This window comes from Bacillus sp. BK450 (assembly GCF_004364885.1).
In the GTDB taxonomy this organism is placed as follows: domain Bacteria; phylum Bacillota; class Bacilli; order Bacillales; family Bacillaceae; genus Bacillus; species Bacillus safensis.
In genome coordinates this window covers 481,633-507,900 of record NZ_SOBQ01000002.1, presented here as the reverse complement: position 1 = coordinate 507,900, position 26,268 = coordinate 481,633, and the positions used below count along the sequence as shown (strand labels likewise).

At 41.7% G+C, this 26,268-nt stretch carries 29 protein-coding genes; 25 read left to right on the top strand and 4 right to left on the bottom strand.

The annotated features are described in order from the left end of the window. The first annotated feature begins 50 nt into the window (after positions 1 to 50). From EV579_RS07820 to EV579_RS18970, 4 genes are all read left to right on the top strand, one after another. Positions 51 to 1,172 (top strand): response regulator aspartate phosphatase, encoded by a 1,122-nt coding sequence (locus tag EV579_RS07820; protein WP_133744220.1) that lies wholly within the window; start codon positions 51 to 53, stop codon positions 1,170 to 1,172. A 168-nt stretch (positions 1,173 to 1,340) separates the two neighbouring features. Then, on the top strand, positions 1,341 to 2,081 hold the full coding sequence (locus EV579_RS07815) for a polysaccharide deacetylase family protein (RefSeq protein ID WP_025092934.1): 741 nt from the start codon (positions 1,341 to 1,343) through the stop codon (positions 2,079 to 2,081). An 84-nt stretch (positions 2,082 to 2,165) separates the two neighbouring features. Continuing rightward, positions 2,166 to 2,894, top strand: a complete 729-nt coding sequence (locus EV579_RS07810; RefSeq protein WP_024423053.1) for an SGNH/GDSL hydrolase family protein — start codon at positions 2,166 to 2,168, stop codon at positions 2,892 to 2,894. A gap of 78 nt (positions 2,895 to 2,972) precedes the next feature. Further along, positions 2,973 to 3,122, top strand: a complete 150-nt coding sequence (locus tag EV579_RS18970; RefSeq protein ID WP_166644688.1) for a hypothetical protein — start codon at positions 2,973 to 2,975, stop codon at positions 3,120 to 3,122. A 135-nt stretch (positions 3,123 to 3,257) separates the two neighbouring features. Here EV579_RS18970 and EV579_RS07805 read toward each other — a convergent pair whose 3' ends face one another. Further along, a complete protein-coding gene (locus tag EV579_RS07805) occupies positions 3,258 to 3,398 on the bottom strand; it encodes a sporulation histidine kinase inhibitor Sda (RefSeq protein WP_003217327.1) in 141 nt (46 codons plus the stop codon). 361 nt (positions 3,399 to 3,759) lie between these two features. Here EV579_RS07805 and EV579_RS07800 point away from each other — a divergent pair, with 361 nt between their 5' ends. The 8 genes from EV579_RS07800 to EV579_RS07765 are packed head-to-tail and all read left to right on the top strand — an operon-like array spanning position 3,760 to position 8,778. Then, positions 3,760 to 4,281 (top strand): YqeG family HAD IIIA-type phosphatase, encoded by a 522-nt coding sequence (locus EV579_RS07800; protein ID WP_008356191.1) that lies wholly within the window; start codon positions 3,760 to 3,762, stop codon positions 4,279 to 4,281. A 2-nt stretch (positions 4,282 to 4,283) separates the two neighbouring features. Further along, positions 4,284 to 5,384, top strand: coding sequence for a ribosome biogenesis GTPase YqeH (gene yqeH, locus EV579_RS07795; protein WP_056767402.1), 1,101 nt, complete (start codon positions 4,284 to 4,286; stop codon positions 5,382 to 5,384). 21 nt (positions 5,385 to 5,405) lie between these two features. Then, entirely contained in the window at positions 5,406 to 6,248 is an 843-nt protein-coding gene (gene aroE, locus EV579_RS07790) for a shikimate dehydrogenase (RefSeq protein WP_122631111.1), read from the top strand. After that, on the top strand, positions 6,242 to 6,532 hold the full coding sequence (yhbY, locus tag EV579_RS07785) for a ribosome assembly RNA-binding protein YhbY (protein ID WP_044332155.1): 291 nt from the start codon (positions 6,242 to 6,244) through the stop codon (positions 6,530 to 6,532). The genes aroE and yhbY overlap by 7 nt, the downstream gene beginning before the upstream one ends. A 13-nt stretch (positions 6,533 to 6,545) precedes the next feature. After that, the gene (locus EV579_RS07780; protein WP_034622820.1) at positions 6,546 to 7,115 is read left to right on the top strand and encodes a nicotinate-nucleotide adenylyltransferase; all 570 of its coding nucleotides are present in this window, start codon (positions 6,546 to 6,548) and stop codon (positions 7,113 to 7,115) included. Further along, positions 7,105 to 7,668, top strand: coding sequence for a bis(5'-nucleosyl)-tetraphosphatase (symmetrical) YqeK (gene yqeK, locus EV579_RS07775; protein WP_122631110.1), 564 nt, complete (start codon positions 7,105 to 7,107; stop codon positions 7,666 to 7,668). Before EV579_RS07780 ends, yqeK begins: the two co-directional genes overlap by 11 nt. 13 nt (positions 7,669 to 7,681) lie before the next feature. Next, on the top strand, positions 7,682 to 8,038 hold the full coding sequence (gene rsfS, locus EV579_RS07770) for a ribosome silencing factor (RefSeq protein ID WP_003217467.1): 357 nt from the start codon (positions 7,682 to 7,684) through the stop codon (positions 8,036 to 8,038). Then, a complete protein-coding gene (locus tag EV579_RS07765; RefSeq protein ID WP_122631109.1) occupies positions 8,035 to 8,778 on the top strand; it encodes a class I SAM-dependent DNA methyltransferase in 744 nt (247 codons plus the stop codon). The genes rsfS and EV579_RS07765 overlap by 4 nt, the downstream gene beginning before the upstream one ends. Positions 8,779 to 8,826: 48 nt before the next feature. On the opposite strand, the gene comER is transcribed toward EV579_RS07765, so the two are convergent. Next, positions 8,827 to 9,675 carry a late competence protein ComER gene (gene comER / locus EV579_RS07760; RefSeq protein ID WP_024423047.1) on the bottom strand — a complete coding sequence of 283 codons (849 nt, stop codon included), beginning with the start codon at positions 9,673 to 9,675 and terminating at the stop codon, positions 8,827 to 8,829. A gap of 90 nt (positions 9,676 to 9,765) precedes the next feature. Here comER and EV579_RS07755 point away from each other — a divergent pair, with 90 nt between their 5' ends. From EV579_RS07755 to EV579_RS07745, 3 genes are all read left to right on the top strand, one after another. Continuing rightward, on the top strand, positions 9,766 to 10,395 hold the full coding sequence (locus tag EV579_RS07755) for a helix-hairpin-helix domain-containing protein (protein WP_024423046.1): 630 nt from the start codon (positions 9,766 to 9,768) through the stop codon (positions 10,393 to 10,395). A 65-nt stretch (positions 10,396 to 10,460) separates the two neighbouring features. Continuing rightward, positions 10,461 to 11,030: a ComE operon protein 2 gene (locus EV579_RS07750; protein ID WP_133744219.1), complete on the top strand. Its 570-nt coding sequence runs from the start codon at positions 10,461 to 10,463 to the stop codon at positions 11,028 to 11,030. Then, positions 11,023 to 13,350: a DNA internalization-related competence protein ComEC/Rec2 gene (locus EV579_RS07745; protein ID WP_133744346.1), complete on the top strand. Its 2,328-nt coding sequence runs from the start codon at positions 11,023 to 11,025 to the stop codon at positions 13,348 to 13,350. Before EV579_RS07750 ends, EV579_RS07745 begins: the two co-directional genes overlap by 8 nt. Before the next feature lie 39 nt (positions 13,351 to 13,389). Here EV579_RS07745 and EV579_RS07740 read toward each other — a convergent pair whose 3' ends face one another. Further along, positions 13,390 to 13,524: a YqzM family protein gene (locus EV579_RS07740; RefSeq protein WP_012010638.1), complete on the bottom strand. Its 135-nt coding sequence runs from the start codon at positions 13,522 to 13,524 to the stop codon at positions 13,390 to 13,392. A 236-nt stretch (positions 13,525 to 13,760) separates the two neighbouring features. Between EV579_RS07740 and holA the strand changes: the two genes are divergently transcribed. Further along, complete coding sequence (gene holA / locus EV579_RS07735; RefSeq protein WP_024423043.1) at positions 13,761 to 14,780, top strand: DNA polymerase III subunit delta; 1,020 nt, start codon at positions 13,761 to 13,763, stop codon at positions 14,778 to 14,780. A 134-nt stretch (positions 14,781 to 14,914) separates the two neighbouring features. On the opposite strand, the gene rpsT is transcribed toward holA, so the two are convergent. After that, complete coding sequence (gene rpsT / locus EV579_RS07730; protein ID WP_024423042.1) at positions 14,915 to 15,181, bottom strand: 30S ribosomal protein S20; 267 nt, start codon at positions 15,179 to 15,181, stop codon at positions 14,915 to 14,917. Positions 15,182 to 15,379: 198 nt separating this feature from the next. Here rpsT and gpr point away from each other — a divergent pair, with 198 nt between their 5' ends. The 9 genes from gpr (at position 15,380) to dnaJ (ending at position 26,246) form a co-directional block, all read left to right on the top strand. Next, complete coding sequence (gene gpr / locus EV579_RS07725; RefSeq protein ID WP_024423041.1) at positions 15,380 to 16,495, top strand: GPR endopeptidase; 1,116 nt, start codon at positions 15,380 to 15,382, stop codon at positions 16,493 to 16,495. 66 nt (positions 16,496 to 16,561) lie between these two features. Next, a complete protein-coding gene (locus tag EV579_RS07720; RefSeq protein WP_133744218.1) occupies positions 16,562 to 17,770 on the top strand; it encodes a stage II sporulation protein P in 1,209 nt (402 codons plus the stop codon). A 13-nt stretch (positions 17,771 to 17,783) separates the two neighbouring features. Next, positions 17,784 to 18,116 carry a YqxA family protein gene (locus tag EV579_RS07715; RefSeq protein WP_133744217.1) on the top strand — a complete coding sequence of 111 codons (333 nt, stop codon included), beginning with the start codon at positions 17,784 to 17,786 and terminating at the stop codon, positions 18,114 to 18,116. 141 nt (positions 18,117 to 18,257) lie between these two features. Beyond that, positions 18,258 to 20,096, top strand: coding sequence for a translation elongation factor 4 (gene lepA, locus EV579_RS07710; protein WP_024423038.1), 1,839 nt, complete (start codon positions 18,258 to 18,260; stop codon positions 20,094 to 20,096). 114 nt (positions 20,097 to 20,210) lie between these two features. Further along, on the top strand, positions 20,211 to 21,350 hold the full coding sequence (hemW, locus tag EV579_RS07705) for a radical SAM family heme chaperone HemW (protein WP_024423037.1): 1,140 nt from the start codon (positions 20,211 to 20,213) through the stop codon (positions 21,348 to 21,350). 81 nt (positions 21,351 to 21,431) lie between these two features. Then, positions 21,432 to 22,463: a heat-inducible transcriptional repressor HrcA gene (gene hrcA, locus EV579_RS07700; protein WP_003217350.1), complete on the top strand. Its 1,032-nt coding sequence runs from the start codon at positions 21,432 to 21,434 to the stop codon at positions 22,461 to 22,463. 63 nt (positions 22,464 to 22,526) lie between these two features. Further along, the gene (gene grpE, locus EV579_RS07695; RefSeq protein WP_133744216.1) at positions 22,527 to 23,084 is read left to right on the top strand and encodes a nucleotide exchange factor GrpE; all 558 of its coding nucleotides are present in this window, start codon (positions 22,527 to 22,529) and stop codon (positions 23,082 to 23,084) included. A 24-nt stretch (positions 23,085 to 23,108) separates the two neighbouring features. After that, the gene (gene dnaK / locus EV579_RS07690) at positions 23,109 to 24,947 is read left to right on the top strand and encodes a molecular chaperone DnaK (protein ID WP_024423034.1); all 1,839 of its coding nucleotides are present in this window, start codon (positions 23,109 to 23,111) and stop codon (positions 24,945 to 24,947) included. A 165-nt stretch (positions 24,948 to 25,112) separates the two neighbouring features. Continuing rightward, entirely contained in the window at positions 25,113 to 26,246 is a 1,134-nt protein-coding gene (dnaJ, locus tag EV579_RS07685; RefSeq protein WP_024427952.1) for a molecular chaperone DnaJ, read from the top strand. The last annotated feature ends 22 nt before the right edge of the window (positions 26,247 to 26,268 follow it).

Below are 26,268 nucleotides of genomic sequence, written 5' to 3'. Positions count from 1 at the left end.
GTGCTAAAATATGTAATATTAGACCGAAAAGGAAGGGGTAATTTCGGAACATGGGGAAGGTTCTATCTTCACATGTAGGTATGAAAATTAATGAATGGTATCGAATGATACGGCAGTTCAGTGTTCCAGATGCGGAAATCTTGAAAGCGGAAGTTGAAGTGGAAATTGAACAGATGGAAGAGGACCAGCATTTACTGATTTATTATCAGCTCATGTGTTTTCGGCACCAAATCATGCTTGACTATATACACCCTTCAAAATATCAACCTTTCTCAGTATCTAATCTAGTCGATAAAATCGAAAACTCCAATCATGAGTTATCTGATATGCTGCATTATTACCATGCATTTTTTCGTGGCATGCATGAATTTAGTCAAAAAGAATATTTAGAAGCCGTCAAATATTATCGAGTCGCAGAAAAGCAGCTGTCCATGGTATTTGATGATATTGAGCAGGCAGAGTTTCATTTTAAAGTGGCAGAAGCCTACTATATAATGAAACAAACACATGTCTCCATGCACCATATTTTAAAGGCGCTGGAAATATACGATCAGCATGATGCGTATACGATTCGCATCATTCAATGTCTCTTTGTCATTTCGGGAAACTATCAAGATTTAAAACGAAAAGACCGGGCACTGCCTCATTTAAAAAAGGCAAAACAGCTCGCATCTCAAATTGATCACCCGCGCATATACAGTTCAGCACTCTATAATTTAGGAAAATGTTATGGCGAGCTGGGCTATAGAGAGGAAGCGGAACGATACTTAACGGAATCTGCTGATCTTGCCCGCAAAGAGCTGCTCCCAACGCTTCCGCATACGCTCTATACGCTGGCGAAGCTGCTTTTTAGACAGAATGAACAGGCGGATGCTCTGCGCATATTAGAAGATGGGAAATTAGCTGCAAAGAAGCATGAAGACCAGCTGTTCTGTCATATGTTTGAGTATCTGGATGCTTTATATGTTCAGGAAATCAATGAAGACCAACTGCAAAAAACCATTGATTATTTGGAAAAACTTAGCCTATACTCTTATATAGAGGATATCTCACTAGAAATTGCGACAGCCTTAGAAGCCTCTCAACAATACAAAAAGTCCAACCAGTATTATCAGAAATTATTATGGGCTCAAAATCAAATCCAAGAAGGAGAGTGTCTGTATGAATTCTAAGCAACGTTCGACAGTTGAAGAGAGAAACCAAACGTGAAACAAAGAGCGGGCCAATATGGCCGGCTTTTTTTGTTTGAAAAAGAAGCAGATATCACCATGAAGCTTGCATGAATTGATGCGAAAGCGGGCAATTTATCGGTAATGATGTTCGGTGGAGGAGGCGGTCGAATGAGAGGGCTGCATATCTTGATGTGTATATGGCTGCTATGTGCTTTTGTTCCTAATGAAGTAGAGGCACATACATTAAAACGAGTCGATCTTGAAAAAACGGGACGTGCCTTTTGGGACATGAGAGCGGAACGGAAAAAGATTGCGATCACCTTTGATGATGGACCTCATCCAGTGTATACAAATCAAATATTGGATGTGCTGAAGGAGCATCAAGTGAATGCAAGCTTTTTTGTGATAGGGAGCAGAATCCATGCTTATCCAATGATCGCAGAACGGATTGTGGACGAAGGGAATGAACTCGGCAATCATACGATGAATCATACGTATTTTGACCTTTTGTCGTCAAAGGAGATCAAGCGGGAATTAAAAGAATCAGCGGCTCATATCGCTTCACTCCAGCCTGGCGGTCCCTTATTATTTCGCCCTCCTGGTGGACGCTTAACAATGAAATCATTCCGCATTCTGTCAAAGCAAGGGTACGATGTGGTCATGTGGTCCTTTACGCAAGATCCGAAGGACTGGTCAAGACCAGGCGCACGTAAAATTGCAAGCCGAATTATTGATCATATTCAAGGCGGCGATATTATCCTTTTACATGATGGCGGGGGAAATCGCAAGCAAACGGTAGAAGCATTGAAACAAGTGATTCCTGAGTTGAAGAAGAGGGGCTATGAATTTGTAAAAGTAAGTGAACTGCTGCACCACGACAAAGCATATATGCCTGTTCAGATGCAATAGGCAGCATTCGTCAAAAACATTCATTCATTGAAACCAAAAGTCTTGTCGTTTACTATATGAAGAGGGCTTTTGGAGGTGAATGTTGTGAAGAAATATGTTTTCCTTTTCATCCTATTATGTGTTGCTGCTGGATGCTCTAAGCCAGTACAAGAAAGCGTCATTGCATTTGGTGACAGCAATACAAGAGGATCAAACTGGGACTTTCGAGATTATCCAACATCTGAAAAATGGGTGAATCTCATGAAAAACGTCGAGCGCGGCCAAATTCAAGTGAAGAATGCAGGCATTGGCGGGCAGACGACTGAAGACGCGAAACTGCGCTTTGAGCAGGATATTTTAAAACAGAAACCAACTTACGTCCTCATCATGTTCGGTACGAATGATGCGGCGATTTTAGACGGGAAACATCCCCGAGTGACGAAAAAACGGTTTAAAGAAAATTTAACCTACTTCATTTCTGAAAGTAGAAAAGAAGGCATTACCCCGATTCTCATGACCTGTGTGCCTGTTGTAGAAGGCGGGAAAAAGGGCTTGTATTATTACTCCAGATATAAGTCATCTTATTTTGCCGGGAGAGGCGGGGCAAGAGCTTGGCAAAACTCTTATAATGACATCACAAGAGAAGTAGCGAAGGATGAGCAGGTACCGCTTGTCGACAACTGGAAAGCTTTCATCCGAGAAGCTGGAGAAGATAGTGATCATGCCCTGATTCAGTCAGGATTGATCGACCCTTCTGGCAATCATATGACACCAAAAGGGGCGAGAATTATTTATAACGAAATCAAAGAGCGTGATGTCATCAAACATTTTTAAATGATGGCCATCTGCCTAAACAAGACCATCCATCCAGCATAGTCTAACAGTATATCTTCCTAGAAGGAGGTAACTGATATGTGGGGATGTCCTTATCCTTACCCTGCGTGTTCGCCTTATCCAGCACAAGGAGCAGGAGTCGGTTACGCTTTTCTTGTTGTGTTCCTTGTGGTCATTTTAGTCGTAGGCGGAGGGTTATGGTTTTGGAATGAACAGCCTTGCAATTAAGACACCTCTTCTTTCATCAGAAGGGGTGTTTTTTACGGAAAATAGTAGTAAGCCTATAGCGCAAGTGATATAATATCAGTCACCTGAGTTTAAAAAAGGAGAGTGCTCGGGAGGCATGGTTCCTGTGATATGGAATTAAGAGGAAACAGAGAGCATATGCCCGAGCGAACGTCTTTTCATTTCTGTCTCAATTAATTCAATGAAGTCGCGATTTAAGTTCATTTCATTTGCTTTATAATACGATTCTATAAGTAAATCATCTGACAGCTTTTTCATACTAGAAACCCATATGATGGGAAAAACACCTCCCCTGAAAAAGTTGGCATAAAATTTGAGAAAAAGACATATCATCATAGGTTGATCGACTGTCTTTGAAGTACCTTTAATCTACCATGAATGGGAAACAAGAACAATCGTTCTGTTATCCACATGGTTAAGTGGATAACTTGTGGGTAGAGTGTTTATAATTGAATGAAAGCATGATGAAATATAGGTGGATAATGTGTGTAAAATTATCCACACCTGTTGAAGGTCCTCATCATATGTCGAAAACTTTTTCATTGTATTCGATAGACAGACAAATTGTGATTTGATTCGACACAATCGCTGAAAACCAATGGAAGAAAGGGTGCAAATTGTGCTAAAGAAGTATTTCTTACCGGATGAATTTGTGAAAAGTATTTTCCACATTTCGCCGCAAAAATTAAAAGAACGAAATGTAAAAGGAATTATTACCGATCTAGATAACACACTAGTAGAATGGGACCGTCCAAGTGCGACACCGCGCTTAATTGAATGGTTTCAAGAAATGAAAGATCACGGGATACAAGTGACGATTGTATCGAACAATAATGAAAAAAGGGTCAAGCTTTTTTCTGAACCGGTTCATATCCCGTTTATTTATAAAGCGCGAAAGCCTATGGGAAGAGCCTTTAATAAGGCAGTCGCTGATATGCAGTTGAAAAAAGAAGATGTGGTTGTCATTGGGGATCAGCTCATGACAGATGTTCTTGGCGGGAATCGTCATGGCTTCCATACGATTTTGGTCGTTCCTGTTGCTGCCTCGGACGGATTTTTCACAAAGTTTAACAGGCAGATTGAACGCAGAATTTTAGGAGCCTTAAAGCGTAAGGGCCACATTCAGTGGGAGGAAGAGTAATAATGGAAAAGGTTGTTTGTATTGGCTGCGGTGTAGCCATTCAGACGGAAGATAAAGATCAATTAGGATATGCGCCGGCAGCATCTCTATTGAAAGAAGATGTGATCTGTCAGCGCTGTTTTAGGTTAAAGAACTACAATGAGATTCAAGATGTTTCTTTAACAGAAGACGACTTTTTAAATATATTGCACAGCATTGGAGAGACAGATTCTCTCATTGTGAAGGTCGTTGATATTTTTGACTTTAACGGAAGCTGGATCAATGGGCTGAACCGTATTGTCGGCGGTAATCCGATTTTACTTGTCGGCAACAAAGTGGATATTTTACCGAAATCCGTGAAAAAAGATCGTCTGATTCATTGGATGAAACGGGAAGCAAAGGAAAACGGATTAAACCCTATCGATGTTTTCTTGATCAGTGCAAGCAGAGGCCAGGGTGTGCCTGAGGTGATGGAAGCGATCGATCATTACCGCGAGGGAAGAAATGTCTATGTCGTCGGCTGTACGAATGTTGGGAAATCAACATTTATCAATCGAATCATCAAAGAAGTATCTGGCGAAGAGAACGTCATTACTACATCCCAATATCCAGGTACTACACTTGATGCGATTGAAATCCCGCTTGATGACGGGTCTGCTTTATTCGATACGCCGGGCATCATCAACCGCCATCAAATGGCGCACTATGTCAGCAAAAATGACTTAAAGATTTTAACGCCGAAAAAAGAATTGAAACCGAGAACGTTCCAATTAAACGAAGCACAAACGCTTTATTTTGGCGGACTGGCTCGATTTGATTATGTAAAAGGCGGCAGAACATCATTTGTCTGCTATATGCCAAATGAGCTGAACATTCACCGGACAAAGCTCGAGAACGCAGATGATTTATATGAAAAACATGCAGGGGAACTGCTGTCACCGCCATCAAAAGAGGGAATGGAAGATTTCCCGCCGCTCGTTCCGCATAACTTTACCATTGATCAGCCAAAAATGGACATCGTCTTTTCAGGTTTAGGCTGGGTTACTGCAAATGATGCGGGCAAGCAAATCAAAGTTTATGCGCCAAAAGGCGTTCATGTGTTTATGAGACGTTCGTTAATTTAAATGTTCAAAGGGGGAGAGACCTTGAAACCTTTATACGGAGTAATCGGTAACCCTGTTGGCCACTCAATGTCTCCGGATATTCATAATGCAGCACTAAAGGACGCTGGAATTGATGGACATTATCATGGCTTTCAAGTAGAAAATGATGACCTGAAAGATGCGATTAGCGGCATGAAGGCGTTAGGAATCAGCGGCATTAACGTCACTGTTCCGCACAAGGTAGAAATCATGAAGTACCTTGACAAAATTGATGTGACAGCTGAACGGCTCGGTGCCGTCAATACGGTGCGGCTCGAAGGGGATCAGCTCGTTGGGTATAATACAGATGGAGAAGGCTTTCTTCATTCATTGCTTGAAGCCTTGGATCAGCCGTTATCAGAGCTGTCATTTCTCTTGATTGGTGCTGGCGGAGCCGCAAGAGCGATTTATACGACAATTGCTCAGTATGCACCGAAGAGCTTTGATATTACGAACCGCACCATTGAAAAAGCTGAAGCTTTAATTGAAAGTGCAGAGGGAAAAATCACATCTCAAGCAATCACATTAAATGCAGCAGAAGAGCGGCTTGGGGAATATGATGTCATCATCCATACGACCTCGATCGGCATGTATCCGAATGTTGAAGAAACCCCGATTTCTTTAGCGAACGCAAAAAAAACAGCGGTCGTTTGTGATATTGTGTATAATCCAATAGAAACAAAACTGCTTAGGGAAGCAGCAGGTTTAGGCTTGAAAACAGTGGATGGGGTTGGCATGTTTGTCGGACAAGCAGTAAGAGCCTTTGAACTGTGGACAGGCATTACGCCTGACGCCGGAAAAATGAAGTCAATTGTCATAGAGAAATTAGGAGGAACACCATGTTAAAAGGTAAGCAAAAACGTTTTTTACGTGCACAAGCACATCATTTATCACCTATTTTTCAAGTTGGAAAAGGCGGGGTAAATGAAAATATGGTCAAGCAAATTTCCGAGGCGCTTGAAGCAAGAGAACTGTTAAAGGTCAGCGTATTGCAAAATTGTGACGAGGACAAAACGGAAGTTGCGAAAGCACTTGTAAAAGGTGCAAAGGCTGAGCTCGTTCAAACGATCGGAAATGTGATTGTCCTTTACAAAGAATCTAAGGAAAATAAACAAATTAAGCTGCCGTAAAGGTGGATGCGATATGAAAAAAATAGGGTTGTTCGGCGGTACGTTTGATCCTCCCCATAACGGGCATTTGCTGATGGCAAGTGAGGTGCGGATTCAAGTTGGGCTTGATGAAATTTGGTTTATCCCAAACCATATGCCTCCTCATAAAACAGGACGGAAACGAGCAGATAGTCATCACCGCATAAAAATGGTGGAGGCGGCGATTCAATCAAATCCATATTTTCGGCTCGAGCTTATTGAAATGGAGCGGGAGGGTCCGTCTTATACGGTAGATACAGTGAATCTGTTAAAGAAGCGTCATCCAGAAGATCAGTTCTTTTTTATGATAGGAGCGGACATGGTCGAGTATTTGCCAAAATGGCATCGGATCGATGATTTGCTTCAAATGATCACCTTTATTGGGATGAAAAGGCCGGGTTACGTTGGAAGTACGGCATATCCTCTTTTATTTGCAGATGTTCCAGCTTTTGATGTATCATCGACATTGATTAGGCAGCGAATAGAGCAGGGGAACCCTGTCGATTATTTGATTCCGAAAGCTGTTGAGCGTTATATAAAGGAGCATCATTTATATGAATCGTGAAGAAGCATTGAACTGTGTCAAAGAGCAGTTAACAGAGCATAGATATACACATACACTTGGAGTCATGGAGACAGCCATTTCATTAGCGGAACGGTTCGGTGCAGATGTGAAAAAAGCAGAGATCGCCGCTATTTTTCATGATTATGCGAAATTTAGACCAAAAGAAGAAATGAAGGGGATTATCCAAAAAGAACAGATGAACCCTTTATTGCTTGAATATTCGCCCGAGCTTTGGCACGCCCCGGTTGGTGCGTATTTGGTCAAAAAAGAAGCTGGAATTGACGATCAAGATGTGTTAACAGCTATTGAATTTCATACTTCCGGCAGACCAGGCATGACCTTACTTGAAAAAGTCATTTATGTCGCAGATTATATTGAACCAGGACGTCATTTCCCTGGTGTCGAAGAAGTAAGGAAATTAGCAGAAAATGATCTAGATCGTGCACTGATCCAATCATTAAAAAACACCATCAGTTTTCTAATGAAAAAGAATCAGCCAGTCTTTCCAGATACGCTTGCTACTTACAACTCGCTTGTGCATAAGAACAACTAAGGAGGAATTTTGGATGGATTCATCATCAATTTTAAACGTCGCAGCAGGAGCATGCGATGATAAACGGGCTGAGGATATTATTGCCCTTAATATGCAAGGAATCTCACTTGTTGCAGATTATTTTCTCATTTGTCACGGGAATTCTGATAAACAAGTGCAAGCCATTGCAAGAGAAGTAAAACATCTTGCAGAGGAAAGCGGAATCGAAGTGAAAAAGATGGAAGGCTTTGATGAAGCAAGATGGGTATTGATTGACCTAGGTGATGTCATTGCCCATGTGTTCCACAAAGAAGAAAGAGGATACTACAATCTAGAAAAGCTATGGGGAGATGCGCCGAGAGAAACGCTTTCACTTGGCATTAACTCATGATTTATCAAGGGTTTGCAGGTGTGTATGACGAGCTCATGACACATGCACCTTATGATGAATGGGTTCAGTGGATCCAGCAGTATATGAAGCCGAATGCTGCCATCATCGATGTAGGCTGTGGAACTGGAGAGATTTCTCTTCGGTTAGCTGAAAAGGGACACAAGGTCACAGGAATTGACCTCAGTGAAGAAATGCTGGCTTTTGCGCAGCAAAAAGCGCAGGCGAAAAAGCAGTCGATTCAATTTTTACATCAAGATATGAGAGAGGTTACGGGCTTTGAGCAAGCCTTCCAAGCAGCCGTTATTTGCTGTGATTCCTTGAATTACTTAAAAAACGAAAATGACGTCAAAAAAACCTTTAAAAACATGTTTCAGCTTTTAGAGGCAGATGGGGTTTTACTTTTTGATGTTCATACGCCTTATAAAATGGAAGAGGTATTCCCAGGTTCGACTTATGCAGATCAAGATGAAGAGATCAGCTATATTTGGCAGAGTGATAAAGGGGATGACATGTATTCGATCATACATGATTTAAGCTTTTTTGTAAAAGACGGAGACATGTATCAGCGTTATGATGAGACACATGAACAGCGCACATTTCCATTTGAAACATATGCAGCGTTCCTTGAGTCCGCTGGCTTTGAACAAATAGAGGTGACTGCTGATTTTACAAATGAAGCCCCCGGTGAATTCGCCGAAAGATATTTCATCTCAGCTAAGAAACCAAAAACCATCGTTTAATAGAACGATGGTTTTTTAAAACCCTTTTTTCGCTTGTTGCAAAGATGATTAATTTCTGCGATCATCAGTGAACACACTTGGCGGATATTGATGCGCAACTGCTTCTAGATCTTCATCGAATTTTTCATGGGTGTTTTGAAAGAGACGGTGAAACATATCTTGCACACCTGCTTCAAGTGCTTTAATGCCTTCACCAGTGACGCCGCCTTTCACACATACTTTGTCTTGCAGTGTCGGGAGGGTATAGACTCTTTTTTCAATCAAACGGCCAAGTCCAACAAGCATATCCTCTGATAAGGTGGTGGCTTCTTCTTTAGAGATATCCGTTTCTTCTACGGCCGCTTCAATCATTTTCTGAACGAGAAAACTGATAAAAGCAGGTCCGCAGCTGACAATATCGGAAGCCGCTCTTGTAATTGAATGATGGATCTCAATTGGTGTTGAAATGCACGAAGCTAACTGTCTTAATGCTGTTTTTGTCGCGGCATTGCATGATGAACCAAAAGTTAAAAGTGATGCGCCTGATAAAGCGCGGTTTGTAATGCTTGGAATCAACCTGGCTGTTTGACAAGGAACGATATCCTGAAGCTGTTCAGGATGAACCGGACTTGTAATGATGACAATGGTTTGCTGCTCCGTTAAAAGAGGGCTCAGCTCTTTTAAAAGTGGATAAATATCAAGTGGTTTGACACAAACAAAAATGAAATCTTTATTCGTGACAGCCCCTGAAAGCTGTTTCGTTACTTCAAGCTCTGGATGGTTCTTTTTTATATTGAACGCTTTTTCAATGGTTCGGTTTGTAATGGTAATCGATGAGGGATTGACTGCCTTTGATTCAATAAATGCCTCAGTAAGTATGGTACCCATGTTTCCTGTACCGATTAACCCTATATTCAAACGTTCTCCCTCCTTAGACGCATAGGATCTGTTATCTTCTAAACAGTATGTTGAGCAGTAGAAAAATATGATTGAAAGAAGCGTGAATAAGTGAAACGACTCATTTCATTAAAAAAATACAGTCTTTATATCGCCGCTGGACTCATAGTCGTGATCATCTTCAGTTTCTTCTTTTTCACTGGAAAAGGAGAGGGCAGCAGAGAGCCAAGTGTATTGAAGGAAAATAAAGACATACAAGTCACATTAGAAGACAAACAAGAAAAGACAGAAAAAGAGCCATCGACGATTTTTGTAGAGGTCAAAGGAGCTGTAAGGAAGCCAGGTGTTTATACGTTTCAATCTGATGCTCGGGTAGAGGAAGCGATTCAAAGGGCAGGAGGCTTTACCAGCAAAGCAGACTCGATTGAAATCAACCAAGCAGCTAAATTAGAGGATAGTATGATGATTTATGTTCGGAAGCAGGGGGAAGCGGAAAGAGAGACGCAAACAGCATCAGCTGACGCATCAACAGGCGTTGAAAAGAGTGAGGGTGTGAATGTCAATCAGGCCGATGCAGCCGAATTACAAACCATTAACGGCATAGGACCAGCTAAAGCCGAAGCCATCATTTCGTATAGAGAGGAACACGGAGAATTTCAACAAATTGAAGACTTGCGAAACATTTCAGGTTTTGGGGAAAAGACGATTGAACGACTGAAAAGTCAATTGACCGTGAAGTAGAATTGACGGTAGAGAAGAAAGGCATGTACACTTAATATCAACCATCATTCTGGAGGGATCAGCTCGTGGAAAGAATTTCATGGAATCAATATTTTATGGCACAAAGCCATTTGCTTGCTTTACGAAGCACCTGTGAGCGGTTAGCTGTTGGGGCGACCATCGTAAGGGACAAGCGCATCATTGCAGGGGGGTATAATGGCTCCATTGCCGGTGATGTTCATTGTGCGGATGTAGGGTGCTATGTCATTGATCATCACTGTGTTCGCACCATCCATGCGGAAATGAATGCTATTTTACAATGTGCCAAATTTGGTGCACCTACAGCTGATGCTGAAATATATGTCACACATTTTCCTTGTTTACAGTGCTGTAAAGCCATCATTCAAGCGGGCATACGAACAGTGTACTATGCAAAGGATTATAAAAATCATCCATATGCGATTGATTTATTCGAGCAGGCGGGTGTTCAAACAGAGCAAGTTGAATTAGATGAAATGATCATCGACTTAAAAAATCAAGAAAAATTGGCCTTTGTTGCAGATTTAATTGGGAAGCTGAGTAAATCAGGACTTAGCGAAACAGAAATTCGCGATATGCATGAGAAGGCGAATCAATTATTTACTTCCTATGTTTAAATATTTGCCGTTTGGGGCAATTTCAGCAGCTGTTGGAATTGCTCTGGCTGCATATCATCTTCATATGTATTTCCTTCTCTTTCTTCTCATCATATTACTTCTCAGCCTACTGAAAAAAATGCCTCAGCTCTTTTTAATGGTCAGCCTATGCGGTGCTGTCTATATACTCATTTTTATGATTCATGAGTCTCTTGAAACGGATCAACCCGTACTAGAAAAATTCCTATCTGGTTCCGTTGTGATTGAAAGTATTCCGAAAACAGATGGCAATCGTTTTTCAGCGACTGTTTCAACAGACCATGAACAACTAGCCACTTTTTATACAATTCAAACAGAGAGTGAAAAAGAGGCATTAAAAGGGGTAGAACCTGGTATGAGCTGTCACATGACAGGTGATGTTCGTCCAGCAAAGCACGCAACCATTCCTAACGGGTTTCAATATGATCAATTTTTAAAATCAAAAGGCATTGACGCCATTTTTCTGCCACAGTCGATCAAAAACTGTACAAAAACAGACAGTTCTTCCTATTATCTTCAAGTGATAAGGCAAAAGGGGTTGAAATTTTTAGAAGATCATGTGCCTAAACACTCTGTTGGCATTGTACAGGCACTTATTTTTGGCGATCGTGAGTTGATAGACCCTGACACATTAAGAGATTATCAAATGCTTGGGATTATTCATTTACTAGCGATCTCAGGTTTGCATGTACAAACGCTTCTTGCATGTTTATTTTGGTGTCTCCTTCGTGCGGGCGTGACAAGAGAGACAGCACGTATTCTTCTATTATGCTTTCTTCCTATTTATGCTTGTTTGACAGGTGCTGCACCATCTGTTTTAAGAGCTTGCCTCATGGCAGGAATCTATTTAGTGATGACTAGTCTGCCAAAAGAAATGAAACAGCCTTCTGCTGTAGTATTAAGTGCAACGTTTTTACTCTTATTAGCAATTCATCCTCTTTATTTATTTGATATTGGATTTCAGCTTTCATTCGCGGTCACGTTTTTTATTTTGTTATCGACTAGGATTTTATCAAAAGCAAAAAGTTCAGTCATGCAATTATTCCTGATTTCCTTTATTGCACAGCTTGCTTCACTTCCTGTTCTTTTATATCATTTTCACCAATTTTCTTTACTGAGCGTACCTTTGAACATGATATTTGTTCCTTTATATACGACGGTCGTTATGCCGCTATCCTTACTCTTTTTTATTCTCACTACCATTTATCTTCCGCTTGGACAAACATTGTTTCAGCTGCTTGATTCGGTGATTCAGCTTAGTCATCAATTATCAGCCTATATGGCTGTTTTTGATGAATTCAACTTGATTTTTATGAAGTCTGCTTGGTGGCATATCCTTCTTGAGGTGAGCGCGTTAATTGTTCTGTTATTTGTGATGGAGTGCAAAACTTCTGTGAAATCCTATGCACTGCCGATCCTTTTTCTTATTGGTGTCTTGAGTGCACACTATTTCACCCCGAATTTTTTCGAAAAAGGGGAAGTGACGATGCTGGATGTAGGACAGGGGGATAGTTTGTTTATTCAGCTGCCCTATCGAAAGGGGCACCTGCTTGTGGATACAGGAGGCAGACTTTCTTTTGAAGAAGAATCGTGGAAAAAAAGGCGTAAAGTGTCTTCGATCGGTGATCAAACGCTGATCCCATTTCTGCATTCTAAAGGTATAGCAAAACTTGATGTTCTTATTCTTACACATGCGGATCAAGACCATATGGGAGAAGCAGCTCGTTTAATCAAACGAAATAAAGTAAAGCGGCTGGCTATTCCGAAAGGCTTTGCACGGAGTCCAGAGGATGCGGAGCTGTTAAAAGAAGCAGCTGATCAAGGGATCATGATTGATGAATTAGAGAGAGGAGATCAGCTTCAGATTGGAGAGCAAATATTTGAAGTTCTTCATCCATCGCGTGATCGGGTAACAACTAAGAATAATGATTCACTCGTTTTGACATTTACTCTAGGCGGGAAGCGGTTTATGCTCACTGGAGATCTTGAACAAGAAGGGGAGCGAGACATTATAGAAGCCTTTCCTCATCTGCGGGCAGATATCTTAAAGGTTGGACATCACGGGAGTAAAGGGTCAACAAGCGAAGAATGGCTTCAACATCTCAAGCCCTCACATGCACTCATTTCAGCAGGTGAACGCAATCGTTATCAGCATCCACATCAGGAAGTTTTGAAGAAATTAAAGGACCAGCAAATGAAAGTGTATCGTACAGATACCGACGGAAGCGTGACGTATGAATTTCTCGATGAGGAAGGAACGTTTTACACACATCCTCCATATGATATCTTACAAACTCAATAAAAAAACTGCCAAAACGGCAGTCATGTAACCTTCATGAAGTTAAGATCCAACGAGGTGTATAATGGTTGCCAAAATAAACATTGAGGCGAAAAATCCGAATGTGACGATAAAACCAACGGCTGAGTCGGTCACATCATTCCGCTTGCTTTGAACATTTTTTTCAAATTCATTCATTTTCATCCCTCCTGGCTAATTTTAGTATACTTGAACTCATTTGGAATTGCTAGAAGGTAAAGTAACCGTTTTCCATTTTATGATCATTTTATGAATATCGTCTGACAGCAGGCTGACCCGGGAGCTTGCGCCGGACGTTTACTATAAATGAGGAGGCGGCACTTTCAGCTTCCTCTTTACTAATGTCTTCACACACTTTAGGATAGAGGAGGAAGTGAAAGAGAGGGATTCAATTGATGGTCTTTGATGTATGGAACAATTTAAAACGAGGGGATATCCATCCCGTTTATTGCTTATATGGGAAAGAAACATATTTACTGCAAGAAACCGCTGCTAAATTGAGACAAGCTGTAGTAGACGAAGAAACGAAGGATTTTAATTACTCCGTCTTCGATATGGAAGAAGTGCCGCTTGAACAGGCTGTGACGGATGCAGAAACATTTCCGTTTATGGGAGAAAGACGTCTCGTCGTGATCAAGAATCCTTATTTTCTTACAGCTGAAAAGAAAAAGGAAAAGATTGAGCATGAGCTTTCTGTATTAGAAGCTTATTTAGAAAAGCCAGCGCCCTATACCATTCTCGTGTTATTGGCACCATATGAAAAGCTGGATGAGCGTAAAAAAATCACCAAATTGCTAAAAAAGAAAGCTGCTGTCGTTGAGGCGAAAGAGTTAAACCCAAAAGAAACAACTGATTTCACCATCACACTGGTGAAGACAGAAGGAAAGGCGATTACATCTGAAGCGGCTGAGCAGCTTGTGATGCTATGCGGCGGGAGTCTCTCCTCTCTATTCCAAGAGGTTCGGAAGCTAAGTACATATATTGGAGAGCGGGAAGAAATTGAGTTAGCGGATGTCAATCAGCTCGTTGCAAGAAGCTTAGAGCAAAATATTTTCGAGCTGATTAATCAAATTGTAAACAGACGCCGCTCTGAGGCCATGCAGATGTTTTATGACCTGCTGAAGCAAAATGAGGAACCCATTAAAATATTAGCACTCATTTCAACTCAATTTCGATTGATTTTGCAGACGAAGTACTTCGCTCAGCAAGGCTATGGACAAAAACAAATTGCTTCAAATCTAAAAGTCCATCCATTCCGGGTCAAACTTGCGATGGATCAGGCAAGACTGTTTTCAGAAGAAGAACTCAAGCAGATCGTCAAAGAGCTTTCAACGATTGATTACGAAATGAAAACGGGTAAAAAGGACAAGCAGCTGCTGTTAGAATTGTTCCTGCTTCGTTTGTTAGGCGCATGAATATAAAAAAACGACCTTCTAAAAAGAGGGTCGTTTTTGTTTAGATGTATAATTGCCAGTCTGTCCTTAAGGCTCGGCCGGTCAGGACGGACGTACAGTTAAACAGGTGCCTCATCACTGAGGCGTTGCGAGCATTATGCAGAAAGTCCGTTTACTTGTTTAGCAAGTCTTGATTTGTAACGCGCAGCTGCGTTTTTGTGTACAAGACCAGTTTTAACGGCTTTGTCAATGCGTTTTGCAGCAGAAGCAAGAGCAGCTTTTGCTTGCTCAGCATCGTTGTTAGCTACAGAAACTTCAACTTGTTTAATCGCAGTACGCATCGCAGACTTGATTGTTACGTTATGTGCACGGCGTTCGTTATTCGTTTTTGTACGTTTGATCGCTGATTTAATATTTGGCATGTGTTTCACCTCCTAAGATACAACCTAAACACAATTGTCTTAAGGTTAAATCTTCACAATAGAACAAATTGTATTCTATCAAACACACCTTTAGAATGCAATATAAATGTAAAGTATTTTTCATTGATGACGTGCTCGAATGTTTCTTTCAAGAGATGGAAAGACTACTGTTAATTACTTGTTGGAAGGAGTCTTTTTATGGAGAAACAGAAACTCGATTTAAGCGTTTATCAAATCCGGACAGACCTCGCTGTTGAAACAAAAGAGATACTAGAACAAGAGAACGATCCGAATGTCGTCAAAAAGGACGGGATCCAAGGGATTGTCGAAAAGGAAAAAGAAGAGCAAGGCATCCGCATACGTACTGTGGAAATCACGAAAGAAGGGGAGGAGCTGACAGGCAAAAAGGCAGGGACATACTTGACGTTTGAGGCACAAGGCATTCGGGAGAAAGACTCTGAGATGCAAGAAAAAGTCGTTGAAGTCTTTGCCCATCATTTTGCTCAGTTTCTAAAAGACAGAGGCATTCAGGCTGATGCAAGCTGCCTTGTAGTAGGGCTGGGAAATTGGAATGTTACGCCAGATGCACTAGGTCCTCTCACGGTTGAAAATCTGCTTGTGACCCGCCATCTCTTTGAATTGCAGCCGGAAAATGTTCAGGAAGGCTATCGCCCGGTTTCCTCTTTGTCACCAGGGGTGATGGGACTGACCGGTATTGAAACAAGTGACATTATCCAAGGCGTGATTGAGCGGTCTAAGCCTGATTTTGTCATTGCGGTCGATGCCCTTGCTGCTCGAGCGGTAGAACGAGTGAATACAACCATTCAAATTTCTGATACAGGTATCCATCCCGGCTCTGGTGTAGGGAATAAGCGCAAAGAATTAAGCAAAGAAACATTGGGCATTCCAGTGATTGCGATTGGCGTTCCGACAGTGGTGGATGCAGTAACGATTGCTAGTGACACAATTGATTATGTCTTAAAGCATTTTGGTAGAGAACTAAAAGATGATAGACCATCCCGCTCTCTTGTGCCGGCTGGTTTGACTTTCGGGAAGAAAAAAGTACTTAACGAAGAAGACTTGCCAGATGAAGAAACGCGTCAGTCATTCTTAGGCATTGTAGGAACCCTTCCTGAAGAAGAAAAAAGGCAGCTGATCCACGAAGTGCTTGCGCCCCTGGGGCAAAATTTAATGGTCACGCCTAAGGAAGTCGATACATTCATTGATGACATGGCAAACGTACTTGCCAACGGATTAAACACAGCGCTTCATCAAAAAATCACGCAAGATAATATGGGTTCATATAATCATTAATCTGTTCTACTTTCTCTAGCTCGCTCATAGTGTAATTACTAGAAAGCGTGCTGGAGGGAGTAAATCATGAAAAAAAGACCCCGCCGTCCTCGACAGTTGGTCGTTGCGATTAATGGAACGAAAGTAGTCAAAAGCATCTTCTTATTTATTGCCTCTCTTGTTGTGGTGTTTGTGATGTCAGGGGCTTTGACCTCTTTAAAACCCGAGCTGAGGCCGCAAGCCTCGTTATATGGTGTAGCAGATGAGCTCTCTGGCGCATTTTTTGCCACATTAATGGGCATGGAAAACCAATATTTCGCCTCAGCAGTTCCAGAAGCTCAAAAAGGATTTCATTTCTCTGGGCTGTCACTGAAGCTTGCAACCAGTATTAATTTAGAAGACCCGCGCAGTTTCCTAGGAAGAGAGCTCCCAGGCTTTGAACATTTTGATACAAAAATCATCTTAGCGGGTGAAGGAACAGACTATACCAATATGCCAATGGAATCGCCGCCGCCTAGTGAAGTGATCCAAGATGAAAAAGAAGCAAATTTGGCTGAGCTGGACAAGCTCGATGATGATGCGCCGAAAAAGCCTACCAAAGAACCGGACCGGTCAACAGGAAAACGAAAAGCTGTGTACATTTATCACACACATAATACGGAATCATATTTACCATTTTTAAAAGGAGAAACGAATCCAAATAATGCACGGCACTCAAAAGTGAATGTCACCCTTGTCGGCGACATGTTTGGAAAGGCGCTTGATCAGCAAGGAATCGGCAATACAGTCGACAAAACGGAAATTGAAAAAAGACTGGTGAAAAAAGGATTAAAATATCCGCAGTCTTATAATGAATCAAGATTGGTCGTGAAAGAAGCCTTAGCGAAAAATGATGACCTCGATTATTTAATTGATATTCACCGGGACTCAAGAAGAAAGAAAGATACGACTGTCGAAATCAAAGGGAAGAAATATGCGAGAATTGCGTTTGTTGTTGGGAAGAAGAATCAAAGCTATGAGAAAAACTTAAAGCTTGCGACAGAGTTCCACCATTTGATGGAGAAAAAATATAAAGGTCTTAGTGTCGGTGTGTTTGCCAAAGGAGAAATTGGCGATAATGGAATCTATAATCAAGATTTATCCGACAAAGCCCTTCTTTTAGAATTTGGTGGAGTAGATAATAATATGGAAGAATTAAGAAATGCATCCAATGCGGCAGCTGATGTATTCAGCGACATTTTCTGGGACGCGGAAAAGGTGGACGGCAAAGCAAAGGATGAGAAAAAACGCTCTTAAGGTGGTGACGGGGATGGGCTCATTTATTGGAAAAACCATTATTTTAGGATTGGTCTTGCTGTTTGGTGTCTTTTTAGGAATGCAGCAAGCGAATAATGGCATGCTGCAAATGAAGGGCTACCATGATCCGCAATTAAAAGGAGCTTTCTCCATTCAAATGAACGACAATGAAGAGAAGGAAGCTTCTATCTTAGGAACGGCTGTTACAGAAAAGGATCTTGCCGAAAAACAAAAACAGCTGGAGGAAATAGAGGGCTTTAATGCCTTTTCCAAGGCAGGAAAAGTCCTGTCTGATGGCATGACACATGCAGCCCGTTCTCTTTATGATTGGGTGAATGGGAAATAAACGAATTTCATGAGATATCACCCTTTTGATCAAAGCCGCTGACCAATAAGCGGCTTTTCTTGATTTCGATTGAATCTTTACAGCCCTATTGATATAATCTAACCTAGCGCAACCCGCGTTTTATAGTAGGAGTGATAGATTGTGACAGATAAAGAAAAACGATTAGAGCGGCAATCAAGAATTCGAAATTTCTCCATTATCGCCCATATTGATCATGGGAAATCCACATTGGCAGACCGTATTTTGGAAAAAACAGCGGCGATTACTCAACGGGAAATGAAAGAACAATTGCTTGATTCCATGGATTTAGAGCGTGAACGCGGCATAACGATTAAATTAAACTCTGTCCAGCTGAAGTATAAGGCGAAGGATGGGGAAGAATATATCATGCACCTGATTGATACACCAGGGCATGTCGACTTCACCTATGAGGTATCTCGAAGCCTAGCTGCCTGTGAGGGTGCGATTCTTGTAGTAGATGCAGCACAAGGAATTGAAGCACAGACACTTGCGAACGTTTATTTAGCTCTTGATAACAACTTAGAAATTCTTCCGATTATCAACAAAATCGATCTGCCAAGTGCAGAGCCTGAGCGTGTAAGAGAAGAAATTGAAGATGTCATCGGGTTGGATGCGTCTGAAGCTGTTCTCACCTCTGCTAAGGCGGGTATTGGAATCGAGGATATTTTAGAACAAATCGTTGAAAAGGTGCCGGCTCCCGCTGGAGATCCAGAAGCACCACTTCAAGCCCTTATTTTTGATTCTCTTTACGATGCGTATCGCGGCGTTATTGCGTACATACGAATTGTCGAAGGAACCGTCAGACCTGGTCAGAAAATTAAAATGATGGCGACGGGGAAAGAATTTGAAGTACTTGAAGTTGGCGTTTTCACACCAAAAGCCATGCCAACAGACGAACTCACCGTTGGAGATGTTGGCTACTTAACCGCTGCGATTAAAAATGTCGGTGATACACGTGTAGGGGATACGATCACAAGCGCGGAAAACCCTGCGAAAGAAGCACTTCCAGGATACAGAAAGCTAAACCCAATGGTATACTGCGGACTTTATCCAATTGATACAGCGAAATACAACGACTTACGTGAAGCGTTAGAAAAGCTTGAATTAAATGATTCTTCACTTCAATATGAGGCAGAGACATCCCAAGCACTTGGCTTCGGTTTCCGCTGCGGCTTCCTTGGAATGCTTCATATGGAAATCATCCAGGAACGGATTGAACGTGAATTTAAAATTGATCTGATTACAACAGCGCCAAGTGTTATTTATGATGTATATATGACAGATGGAGAAAAAATCGTCGTAGATAACCCGTCCAATCTGCCTGATCCGCAAAAGATTGAGCGAATTGAAGAACCGTATGTAAAAGCAACAATGATGGTGCCGAATGACTATGTAGGCTCTGTGATGGAGCTTTGCCAAGGAAAGCGCGGGAATTTCATTGATATGCAGTATCTTGATGCGAACCGGGTGAGCATTGTGTACGAAATTCCTTTGGCAGAGATCGTATACGAATTCTTTGATCAGCTAAAGTCCAACACAAAAGGCTATGCGTCCTTTGATTATGAGCTGATTGGCTATCGTCCTTCGACGCTGGTGAAGATGGATATCATGCTGAATGGCGAAAAAATCGATGCCCTTTCCTTTATTGTTCACCGCGATTATGCATATGAACGAGGCAAGATCATCGTAGAAAAGCTAAAAGAATTGATTCCACGCCAGCACTTTGAAGTGCCGGTTCAAGCAGCGATCGGTCAAAAAATCGTTGCTCGTTCCACCATTAAGGCGATGCGTAAAAACGTACTTGCTAAATGTTATGGTGGAGACATTTCCCGGAAAAGAAAGCTTCTTGAGAAGCAAAAAGAAGGGAAAAAGCGCATGAAGCAAGTGGGCTCTGTTGAAGTCCCGCAAGAAGCATTTATGGCTGTGCTGAAGATGGACGACAGCACACCAAAAAAATAACATCCTCAAGGCTACCTGCTTTACAATGTCTGCCTTGACGTTTATAGTCGATAACAAACAAAGACGCCGCAGCGACAAACTGCGGCTCTTTACCTGTAAAGAAGGTGTCATCAAATGAAAGCAGCATACATTCACATTCCATTTTGTGAGCATATTTGCCACTATTGTGATTTCAATAAATTCTTCATCAAAACGCAGCCAGTCGACGAATACTTAGCGGCTCTTGAGAAAGAGATGCAGCACACGATCGAGCAAAAAGGCGAGCAGGAACTAAAGACAATTTTTATTGGCGGGGGAACCCCGACATCACTGACTGTCAGTCAGCTAGACAAGCTCATGAACAGCATTCACAGCGTATTAAAGCCGACAAAAAATCTGATTGAATTTGCAGTAGAAGCAAACCCAGATGAATTATCACTTGAGAAGTTGCATGTGCTTAAAGCAGCCGGCGTGAATCGGCTGAGCTTTGGCGTTCAAACTTTTGAAGACGATTTGCTCAAGAAAATTGGACGAGTTCATCAAAAGAAGGATGTCCTTACCTCCTTTGAGCGAGCTAGAGCGGTTGGATTTGACAATATTAGCCTCGATCTCATGTTTGGCTTGCCGCATCAAGAAAAGCATCATGTGATGAATTCACTTGAGACGGCTTTCTCGCTAGGGGCAGAGCATTATTCGGTTTACTCACTCATCGTCGAGCCGAAAACCGTTTTTTACAACTTAATGCAAAAAGGAAAACTTCATTTACCGCCGCAAGAACGTGAGGCTGAAATGTATGAGCTTGTGATGGATGAAATGGAGCGCCATGGGTTAAAGCAGTACGAAATTAGCAACTACGCCAAACCTGGCTTTGAAAGCCAGCATAACCTGACCTATTGGAGCAATGAAGATTACTTCGGTTTTGGTGCAGGCGCACACGGGTATGTAGATGGCATCCGAAATGTGAACGCAGGGCCGGTGAAACATTATTTGGAGCTGATTGACCAAACAGGTTTCCCGTATAAGGAAACACATCAGGTCACAAAAGCAGAGCAAATAGAAGAAGAAATGTTTTTAGGTCTTCGAAAAATCGAAGGGGTGAAAAGCGCTGATTTCCAAGCAAAATATGGTGCTGCACCAGAAGCACTTTTTTCCACTGTTCTTGAAGATTTAGAAGAAAAAGGCCTCATTGTAAAAGATGACAAGGGGATACGTTTAACAAGAAAAGGCAAATTGTTAGGCAATGAAGTATTTCAAGCGTTTCTCGGTGAGTTATAATTGACATTTTAATTTGAGTTTGGTAATTTTGTTTATACAATTAGCACTCGTTGAAAGAGAGTGCTAACAGGGGTGATGATGATGTTAACAAATCGTCAGCTTTTGATTCTGCAAGTCATCATTAATGACTTTATTCGTTCGGCGCAGCCAGTTGGATCAAGGACTCTTTCTAAAAAAGAAGACATTACATTCAGCTCTGCGACGATTAGAAACGAAATGGCTGATTTGGAGGAACTTGGTTTTATTGAAAAGACCCATTCTTCATCAGGAAGAATTCCTTCCGAAAAAGGATATCGTTATTATGTAGATCATTTGCTCTCTCCGCGAAAACTGTCGTCTAAAGAGCTTGTGCTCATCCAGTCGGCCTTTCAGGAGAAAATTTTTGAGCTGGAAAAGACAGTTCAAAAATCGGCGGAAATTTTATCAGATCTCACAAACTATACATCGATTGTGCTTGGTCCGAAGCTAAGTGAAAATCGATTAAAGCAAATTCAACTTGTCCCTGTTCAGCCAAACAAAGCAGTGGCGATCATGATTACAGACAGCGGACATGTTGAAAACAAAACCATTACCTTCTCTGAGCATCTCGATGTCTCCGATATTGAGAAGCTGATGAATATTTTAAACAGCCGCCTAGCCGGAGTCCCGATGGATCAGCTGAAGGACAGAATGTATAAAGAAGTTGTGATGCTTCTTCGTACGCATTTAAAAGATTATGATCATATTTTAGATGCGCTCGGCAATACATTTACATCGACTCAAAATGAATCAAAACTTTTCTTTGGCGGGAAGATTAATATGTTGAATCAGCCGGAGTTTCATGACATTGACCGCATCCGTTCACTCATGATGCTTATTGAGCAAAAGAATGATGTCATGCAGCTGTTTCATCCAAATCAGCAAGGAATCACCATTAAAATCGGTTCAGAAAACAATTTGGAAGCGATGGAGAACTGCAGCTTAATCACAGCTACTTATTCGATTGATCAAAAATCACTCGGCTCCATTGCCGTCATTGGTCCAACCCGTATGGATTATGGCAGGGTTGTCAGTCTCTTGCATCATGTATCAAAAGACTTGTCAAACGCACTTTCCAATTTGTATGATGAGTAGGGTGATAAAAGATAGGGGCACAGCCCCTTCGTATTTTTGAATCTTTTGAGGGAGGTGAACACAATGTCAGAAGAAAAACAGACACCTGAGCAAGAAGCAGAGGTTGAAGCACAAGAAGAAGCAGTTCAAGCAGATACTGAGGAAGTAACACATGATGAACAGTCTGCCTTCCAAGAAAAAATCGATGAATTGCAGCAGCTTCTAGATGAAAAAGAAAACAAAATTCTGCGTGTTCAAGCAGATTTTGAAAACTATAAACGCCGTGCTCGAACTGAAGTGGAGACCGTGCAAAAATATCGTTCTCAACATGTTGTCAGTGATCTTCTCCCAGCTCTTGATAACTTTGAAAGAGCGCTTGGAATTGATCCAGACAATGAGCAGACGAAAAGTTTGTTAGAAGGAATGCAAATGGTTTACCGCCAGCTGATAGAAGCGTTGAAAAATGAAGGCGTTGAACCAATTGAAGCTGTCGGCAAAGAGTTCGATCCAAACCTTCATCAAGCCGTCATGCAAGTTGAAGATGAAAACTACGATTCAAATATCGTTGTAGAAGAATTGCAAAAGGGCTATAAACTCAAAGACCGAGTTATTCGTCCATCAATGGTAAAAGTAAATCAATAACTACATAATGGGAGGTCATCGAATATGAGTAAAATCATTGGGATTGACTTAGGAACAACAAACTCATGTGTTGCAGTACTTGAAGGCGGCGAGCCAAAAGTCATTGCTAACGCTGAAGGAGCACGTACAACACCATCTGTTGTCGCTTTTAAAAACGGAGAGCGCCAAGTGGGTGAAGTAGCAAAACGTCAATCAATTACAAACCCGAACACGATCATGTCTGTTAAAAGACATATGGGTACTGATTATAAAGTAGAAGTTGAAGGCAAGAACTATACACCGCAGGAAATCTCTGCGATTATTCTTCAGCACCTTAAATCTTACGCTGAAGGCTATCTTGGCGAAGAAGTAACAAAAGCTGTTATCACAGTTCCTGCTTACTTCAACGATGCAGAACGTCAAGCAACGAAAGATGCTGGTAAAATTGCTGGTCTTGAAGTAGAACGTATCATCAACGAACCAACAGCAGCTGCACTTGCGTATGGTTTAGATAAAACAGAAGAAGATCAAACGATTCTTGTATACGACCTTGGCGGCGGTACATTTGACGTATCGATCCTTGAGCTTGGAGACGGCGTCTTTGAAGTGCGCTCAACTGCTGGGGACAACCGTCTAGGTGGAGACGATTTTGACCAAGTCATTATTGATCACCTAGTGGCTGAATTCAAAAAAGAAAATGGCATTGATCTTTCTAAAGATAAAATGGCGCTTCAGCGTTTAAAAGATGCTGCTGAAAAAGCGAAAAAAGATCTTTCTGGTGTATCTTCTACACAAATCTCACTGCCATTTATCACAGCTGGAGAAGCAGGACCTCTTCACCTTGAATTAACGTTAACGCGTGCTAAATTCGAAGAGCTTTCTGCAGATCTTGTAGAGCGTACAATGACACCTGTACGTCAAGCACTGAAAGATGCTGGTTTATCTGCTAGCGAGATTGATAAAGTCATCCTTGTAGGTGGATCAACTCGTATTCCTGCAGTACAAGAAGCAATCAAAAAAGAAACAGGCAAAGAGCCTCATAAAGGTGTAAACCCTGATGAAGTAGTTGCACTTGGTGCAGCGATCCAAGGTGGAGTGATCACAGGGGATGTCAAAGACGTTGTTCTTCTTGACGTAACACCACTTTCTTTAGGAATTGAAACAATGGGCGGCGTATTCACGAAGCTGATTGAACGCAATACAACAATTCCAACAAGTAAATCTCAAGTATTCTCAACAGCTGCTGACAACCAAACAGCTGTAGATATCCATGTCCTGCAAGGTGAGCGCCCAATGGCTGCAGATAACAAAACATTAGGCCGCTTCCAATTGACTGATATCCCGCCAGCACCACGCGGCGTACCGCAAATCGAAGTATCTTTTGATATCGATAAAAACGGTATTGTCAACGTACGTGCGAAAGATATGGGTACAGGCAAAGAGCAAAACATCACAATCAAATCTTCTTCAGGTCTTTCTGATGATGAGATCGAAAAAATGGTCAAAGAAGCAGAAGAAAATGCTGAAGCAGATGCGAAGAAAAAAGAAGAAATCGAAGTGCGCAACGAAGCAGATCAATTAGTGTTTACAACTGAAAAAACATTAAAAGATCTAGAAGGCAAAATCGATGAAGAGCAAGTGAAAAAAGCAAACGACGCGAAAGATGCGCTAAAAGCTGCGATCGAAAAAGGCGAGTTTGAAGACATCAAAGCGAAAAAAGATGAGCTGCAAACAATCGTTCAAGAATTAACGACAAAGCTCTATGAAGAAGCTGCAAAACAAGCACAAGCTCAGCAAGAAGGCGCTGAAGGTGCTCAAAAAGCAGATGACAATGTAGTGGATGCAGAATACGAAGAAGTAAACGACGATCAAGAGAAAAAATAATCACCTTTACTTTTGAAAAAGACTGCTGAAACGTACTCGTCAGAAAGTCAAAGTCAGGATCTCTTGGCTTTGACTTTTTTTCTTTTCAACGATGAAAGGAATTGAAAAAGGTTAAATCAAAATGATACAATCGTATTTATGTGAGAAAATCGGGAGTGTGAAGAGATGAGTAAGCGTGATTACTATGAAGTGCTTGGCGTAAGTAAGAGCGCCTCAAAGGACGAAATCAAAAAGGCATACCGCAAGCTTTCAAAAAAGTATCACCCTGATATTAATAAAGAAGCTGGCTCAGATGAGAAATTCAAAGAAGTAAAAGAAGCCTATGAAACCCTTTCTGATGATCAAAAACGTTCGCATTATGACCAGTTCGGTCATACCGATCCAAACCAAGGCTTTGGCGGCGGCGGTTTTGGCGGAGGAGGAGACTTTGGCGGCTTCGGCGGCTTTGATGACATCTTCTCTAGTATTTTTGGCGGCGGAGCCAGAAGAAGAGATCCAAATGCACCGCGCCAAGGAGCGGACCTGCAATATACAATGACGCTTTCGTTTGAAGAAGCGGCATTTGGAAAAGAAGCAACCATTGAAATCCCTCGTGAAGAATCTTGTGAAACATGTCATGGATCAGGTGCAAAGCCTGGTACGCAGGCAAAAACCTGTTCACATTGCGGCGGTTCTGGTCAATTAAATGTTGAGCAATCCACTCCGTTTGGTAAAGTGGTCAACCGCAGAGTATGTAACTACTGCAGCGGAACAGGGAAACAAATTGACCATAAATGTTCAACATGCGGCGGATCTGGCAAAGTGCGTAAGCGTAAGAAAATTAACGTGACGATCCCTGCAGGTGTTGATGATGGCCAGCAGCTCAGAGTGTCTGGTCAAGGAGAACCAGGTGTAAATGGAGGCCCTCCAGGCGATCTATTCGTTGTGTTCCATGTGCGTGCGCATGAATTCTTCGAACGTGATGGAGATGACATTTACTGCGAGATGCCGCTCACTTTTGCCCAAGCTGCATTAGGTGACGAAATTGAAGTGCCGACATTACACGGAAAAGTAAAATTAAAAGTTCCTGCTGGCACTCAAACTGGCACGAAGTTTAGACTTAAAGGTAAAGGCGTGAAAAATGTACGCGGCTACGGCCAAGGCGATCAGCATATCGTTGTACGTGTTGTCACACCGACAAATTTAACAGACAATCAAAAAGATATCATTAGAAAATTTGCTGAAGTGAGCGGAAATAAACCAGACGAACAAGAAATGAGCTTTTTCGATAAGGTAAAACGCGCATTTAAAGGCGAGTAAGACGGATAAGGAGTTGGTAGTA

What these genes read in the sequence shown, in the direction of transcription:
- EV579_RS07805 (WP_003217327.1), bottom strand. Translation starts at nt 3,398, where the DNA reads ATGAAAAAGCTGTCAGATGATTTACTTATAGAATCGTATTATAAAGCA.
- gpr (WP_024423041.1), top strand. Translation starts at nt 15,380, where the DNA reads ATGGAGAAACAGAAACTCGATTTAAGCGTTTATCAAATCCGGACAGAC.
- rsfS (WP_003217467.1), top strand. Translation starts at nt 7,682, where the DNA reads ATGGATTCATCATCAATTTTAAACGTCGCAGCAGGAGCATGCGATGAT.
- hrcA (WP_003217350.1), top strand. Translation starts at nt 21,432, where the DNA reads ATGTTAACAAATCGTCAGCTTTTGATTCTGCAAGTCATCATTAATGAC.
- dnaJ (WP_024427952.1), top strand. Translation starts at nt 25,113, where the DNA reads ATGAGTAAGCGTGATTACTATGAAGTGCTTGGCGTAAGTAAGAGCGCC.
- rpsT (WP_024423042.1), bottom strand. Translation starts at nt 15,181, where the DNA reads ATGCCAAATATTAAATCAGCGATCAAACGTACAAAAACGAATAACGAA.
- holA (WP_024423043.1), top strand. Translation starts at nt 13,761, where the DNA reads ATGGTCTTTGATGTATGGAACAATTTAAAACGAGGGGATATCCATCCC.
- EV579_RS07720 (WP_133744218.1), top strand. Translation starts at nt 16,562, where the DNA reads ATGAAAAAAAGACCCCGCCGTCCTCGACAGTTGGTCGTTGCGATTAAT.
- EV579_RS07715 (WP_133744217.1), top strand. Translation starts at nt 17,784, where the DNA reads ATGGGCTCATTTATTGGAAAAACCATTATTTTAGGATTGGTCTTGCTG.
- yqeH (WP_056767402.1), top strand. Translation starts at nt 4,284, where the DNA reads ATGGAAAAGGTTGTTTGTATTGGCTGCGGTGTAGCCATTCAGACGGAA.
- hemW (WP_024423037.1), top strand. Translation starts at nt 20,211, where the DNA reads ATGAAAGCAGCATACATTCACATTCCATTTTGTGAGCATATTTGCCAC.
- dnaK (WP_024423034.1), top strand. Translation starts at nt 23,109, where the DNA reads ATGAGTAAAATCATTGGGATTGACTTAGGAACAACAAACTCATGTGTT.
- EV579_RS07815 (WP_025092934.1), top strand. Translation starts at nt 1,341, where the DNA reads ATGAGAGGGCTGCATATCTTGATGTGTATATGGCTGCTATGTGCTTTT.
- EV579_RS07740 (WP_012010638.1), bottom strand. Translation starts at nt 13,524, where the DNA reads ATGAATGAATTTGAAAAAAATGTTCAAAGCAAGCGGAATGATGTGACC.
- grpE (WP_133744216.1), top strand. Translation starts at nt 22,527, where the DNA reads ATGTCAGAAGAAAAACAGACACCTGAGCAAGAAGCAGAGGTTGAAGCA.
- EV579_RS18970 (WP_166644688.1), top strand. Translation starts at nt 2,973, where the DNA reads ATGTGGGGATGTCCTTATCCTTACCCTGCGTGTTCGCCTTATCCAGCA.
- EV579_RS07765 (WP_122631109.1), top strand. Translation starts at nt 8,035, where the DNA reads ATGATTTATCAAGGGTTTGCAGGTGTGTATGACGAGCTCATGACACAT.
- EV579_RS07820 (WP_133744220.1), top strand. Translation starts at nt 51, where the DNA reads ATGGGGAAGGTTCTATCTTCACATGTAGGTATGAAAATTAATGAATGG.
- EV579_RS07745 (WP_133744346.1), top strand. Translation starts at nt 11,023, where the DNA reads ATGTTTAAATATTTGCCGTTTGGGGCAATTTCAGCAGCTGTTGGAATT.
- EV579_RS07780 (WP_034622820.1), top strand. Translation starts at nt 6,546, where the DNA reads ATGAAAAAAATAGGGTTGTTCGGCGGTACGTTTGATCCTCCCCATAAC.
- yhbY (WP_044332155.1), top strand. Translation starts at nt 6,242, where the DNA reads ATGTTAAAAGGTAAGCAAAAACGTTTTTTACGTGCACAAGCACATCAT.
- yqeK (WP_122631110.1), top strand. Translation starts at nt 7,105, where the DNA reads ATGAATCGTGAAGAAGCATTGAACTGTGTCAAAGAGCAGTTAACAGAG.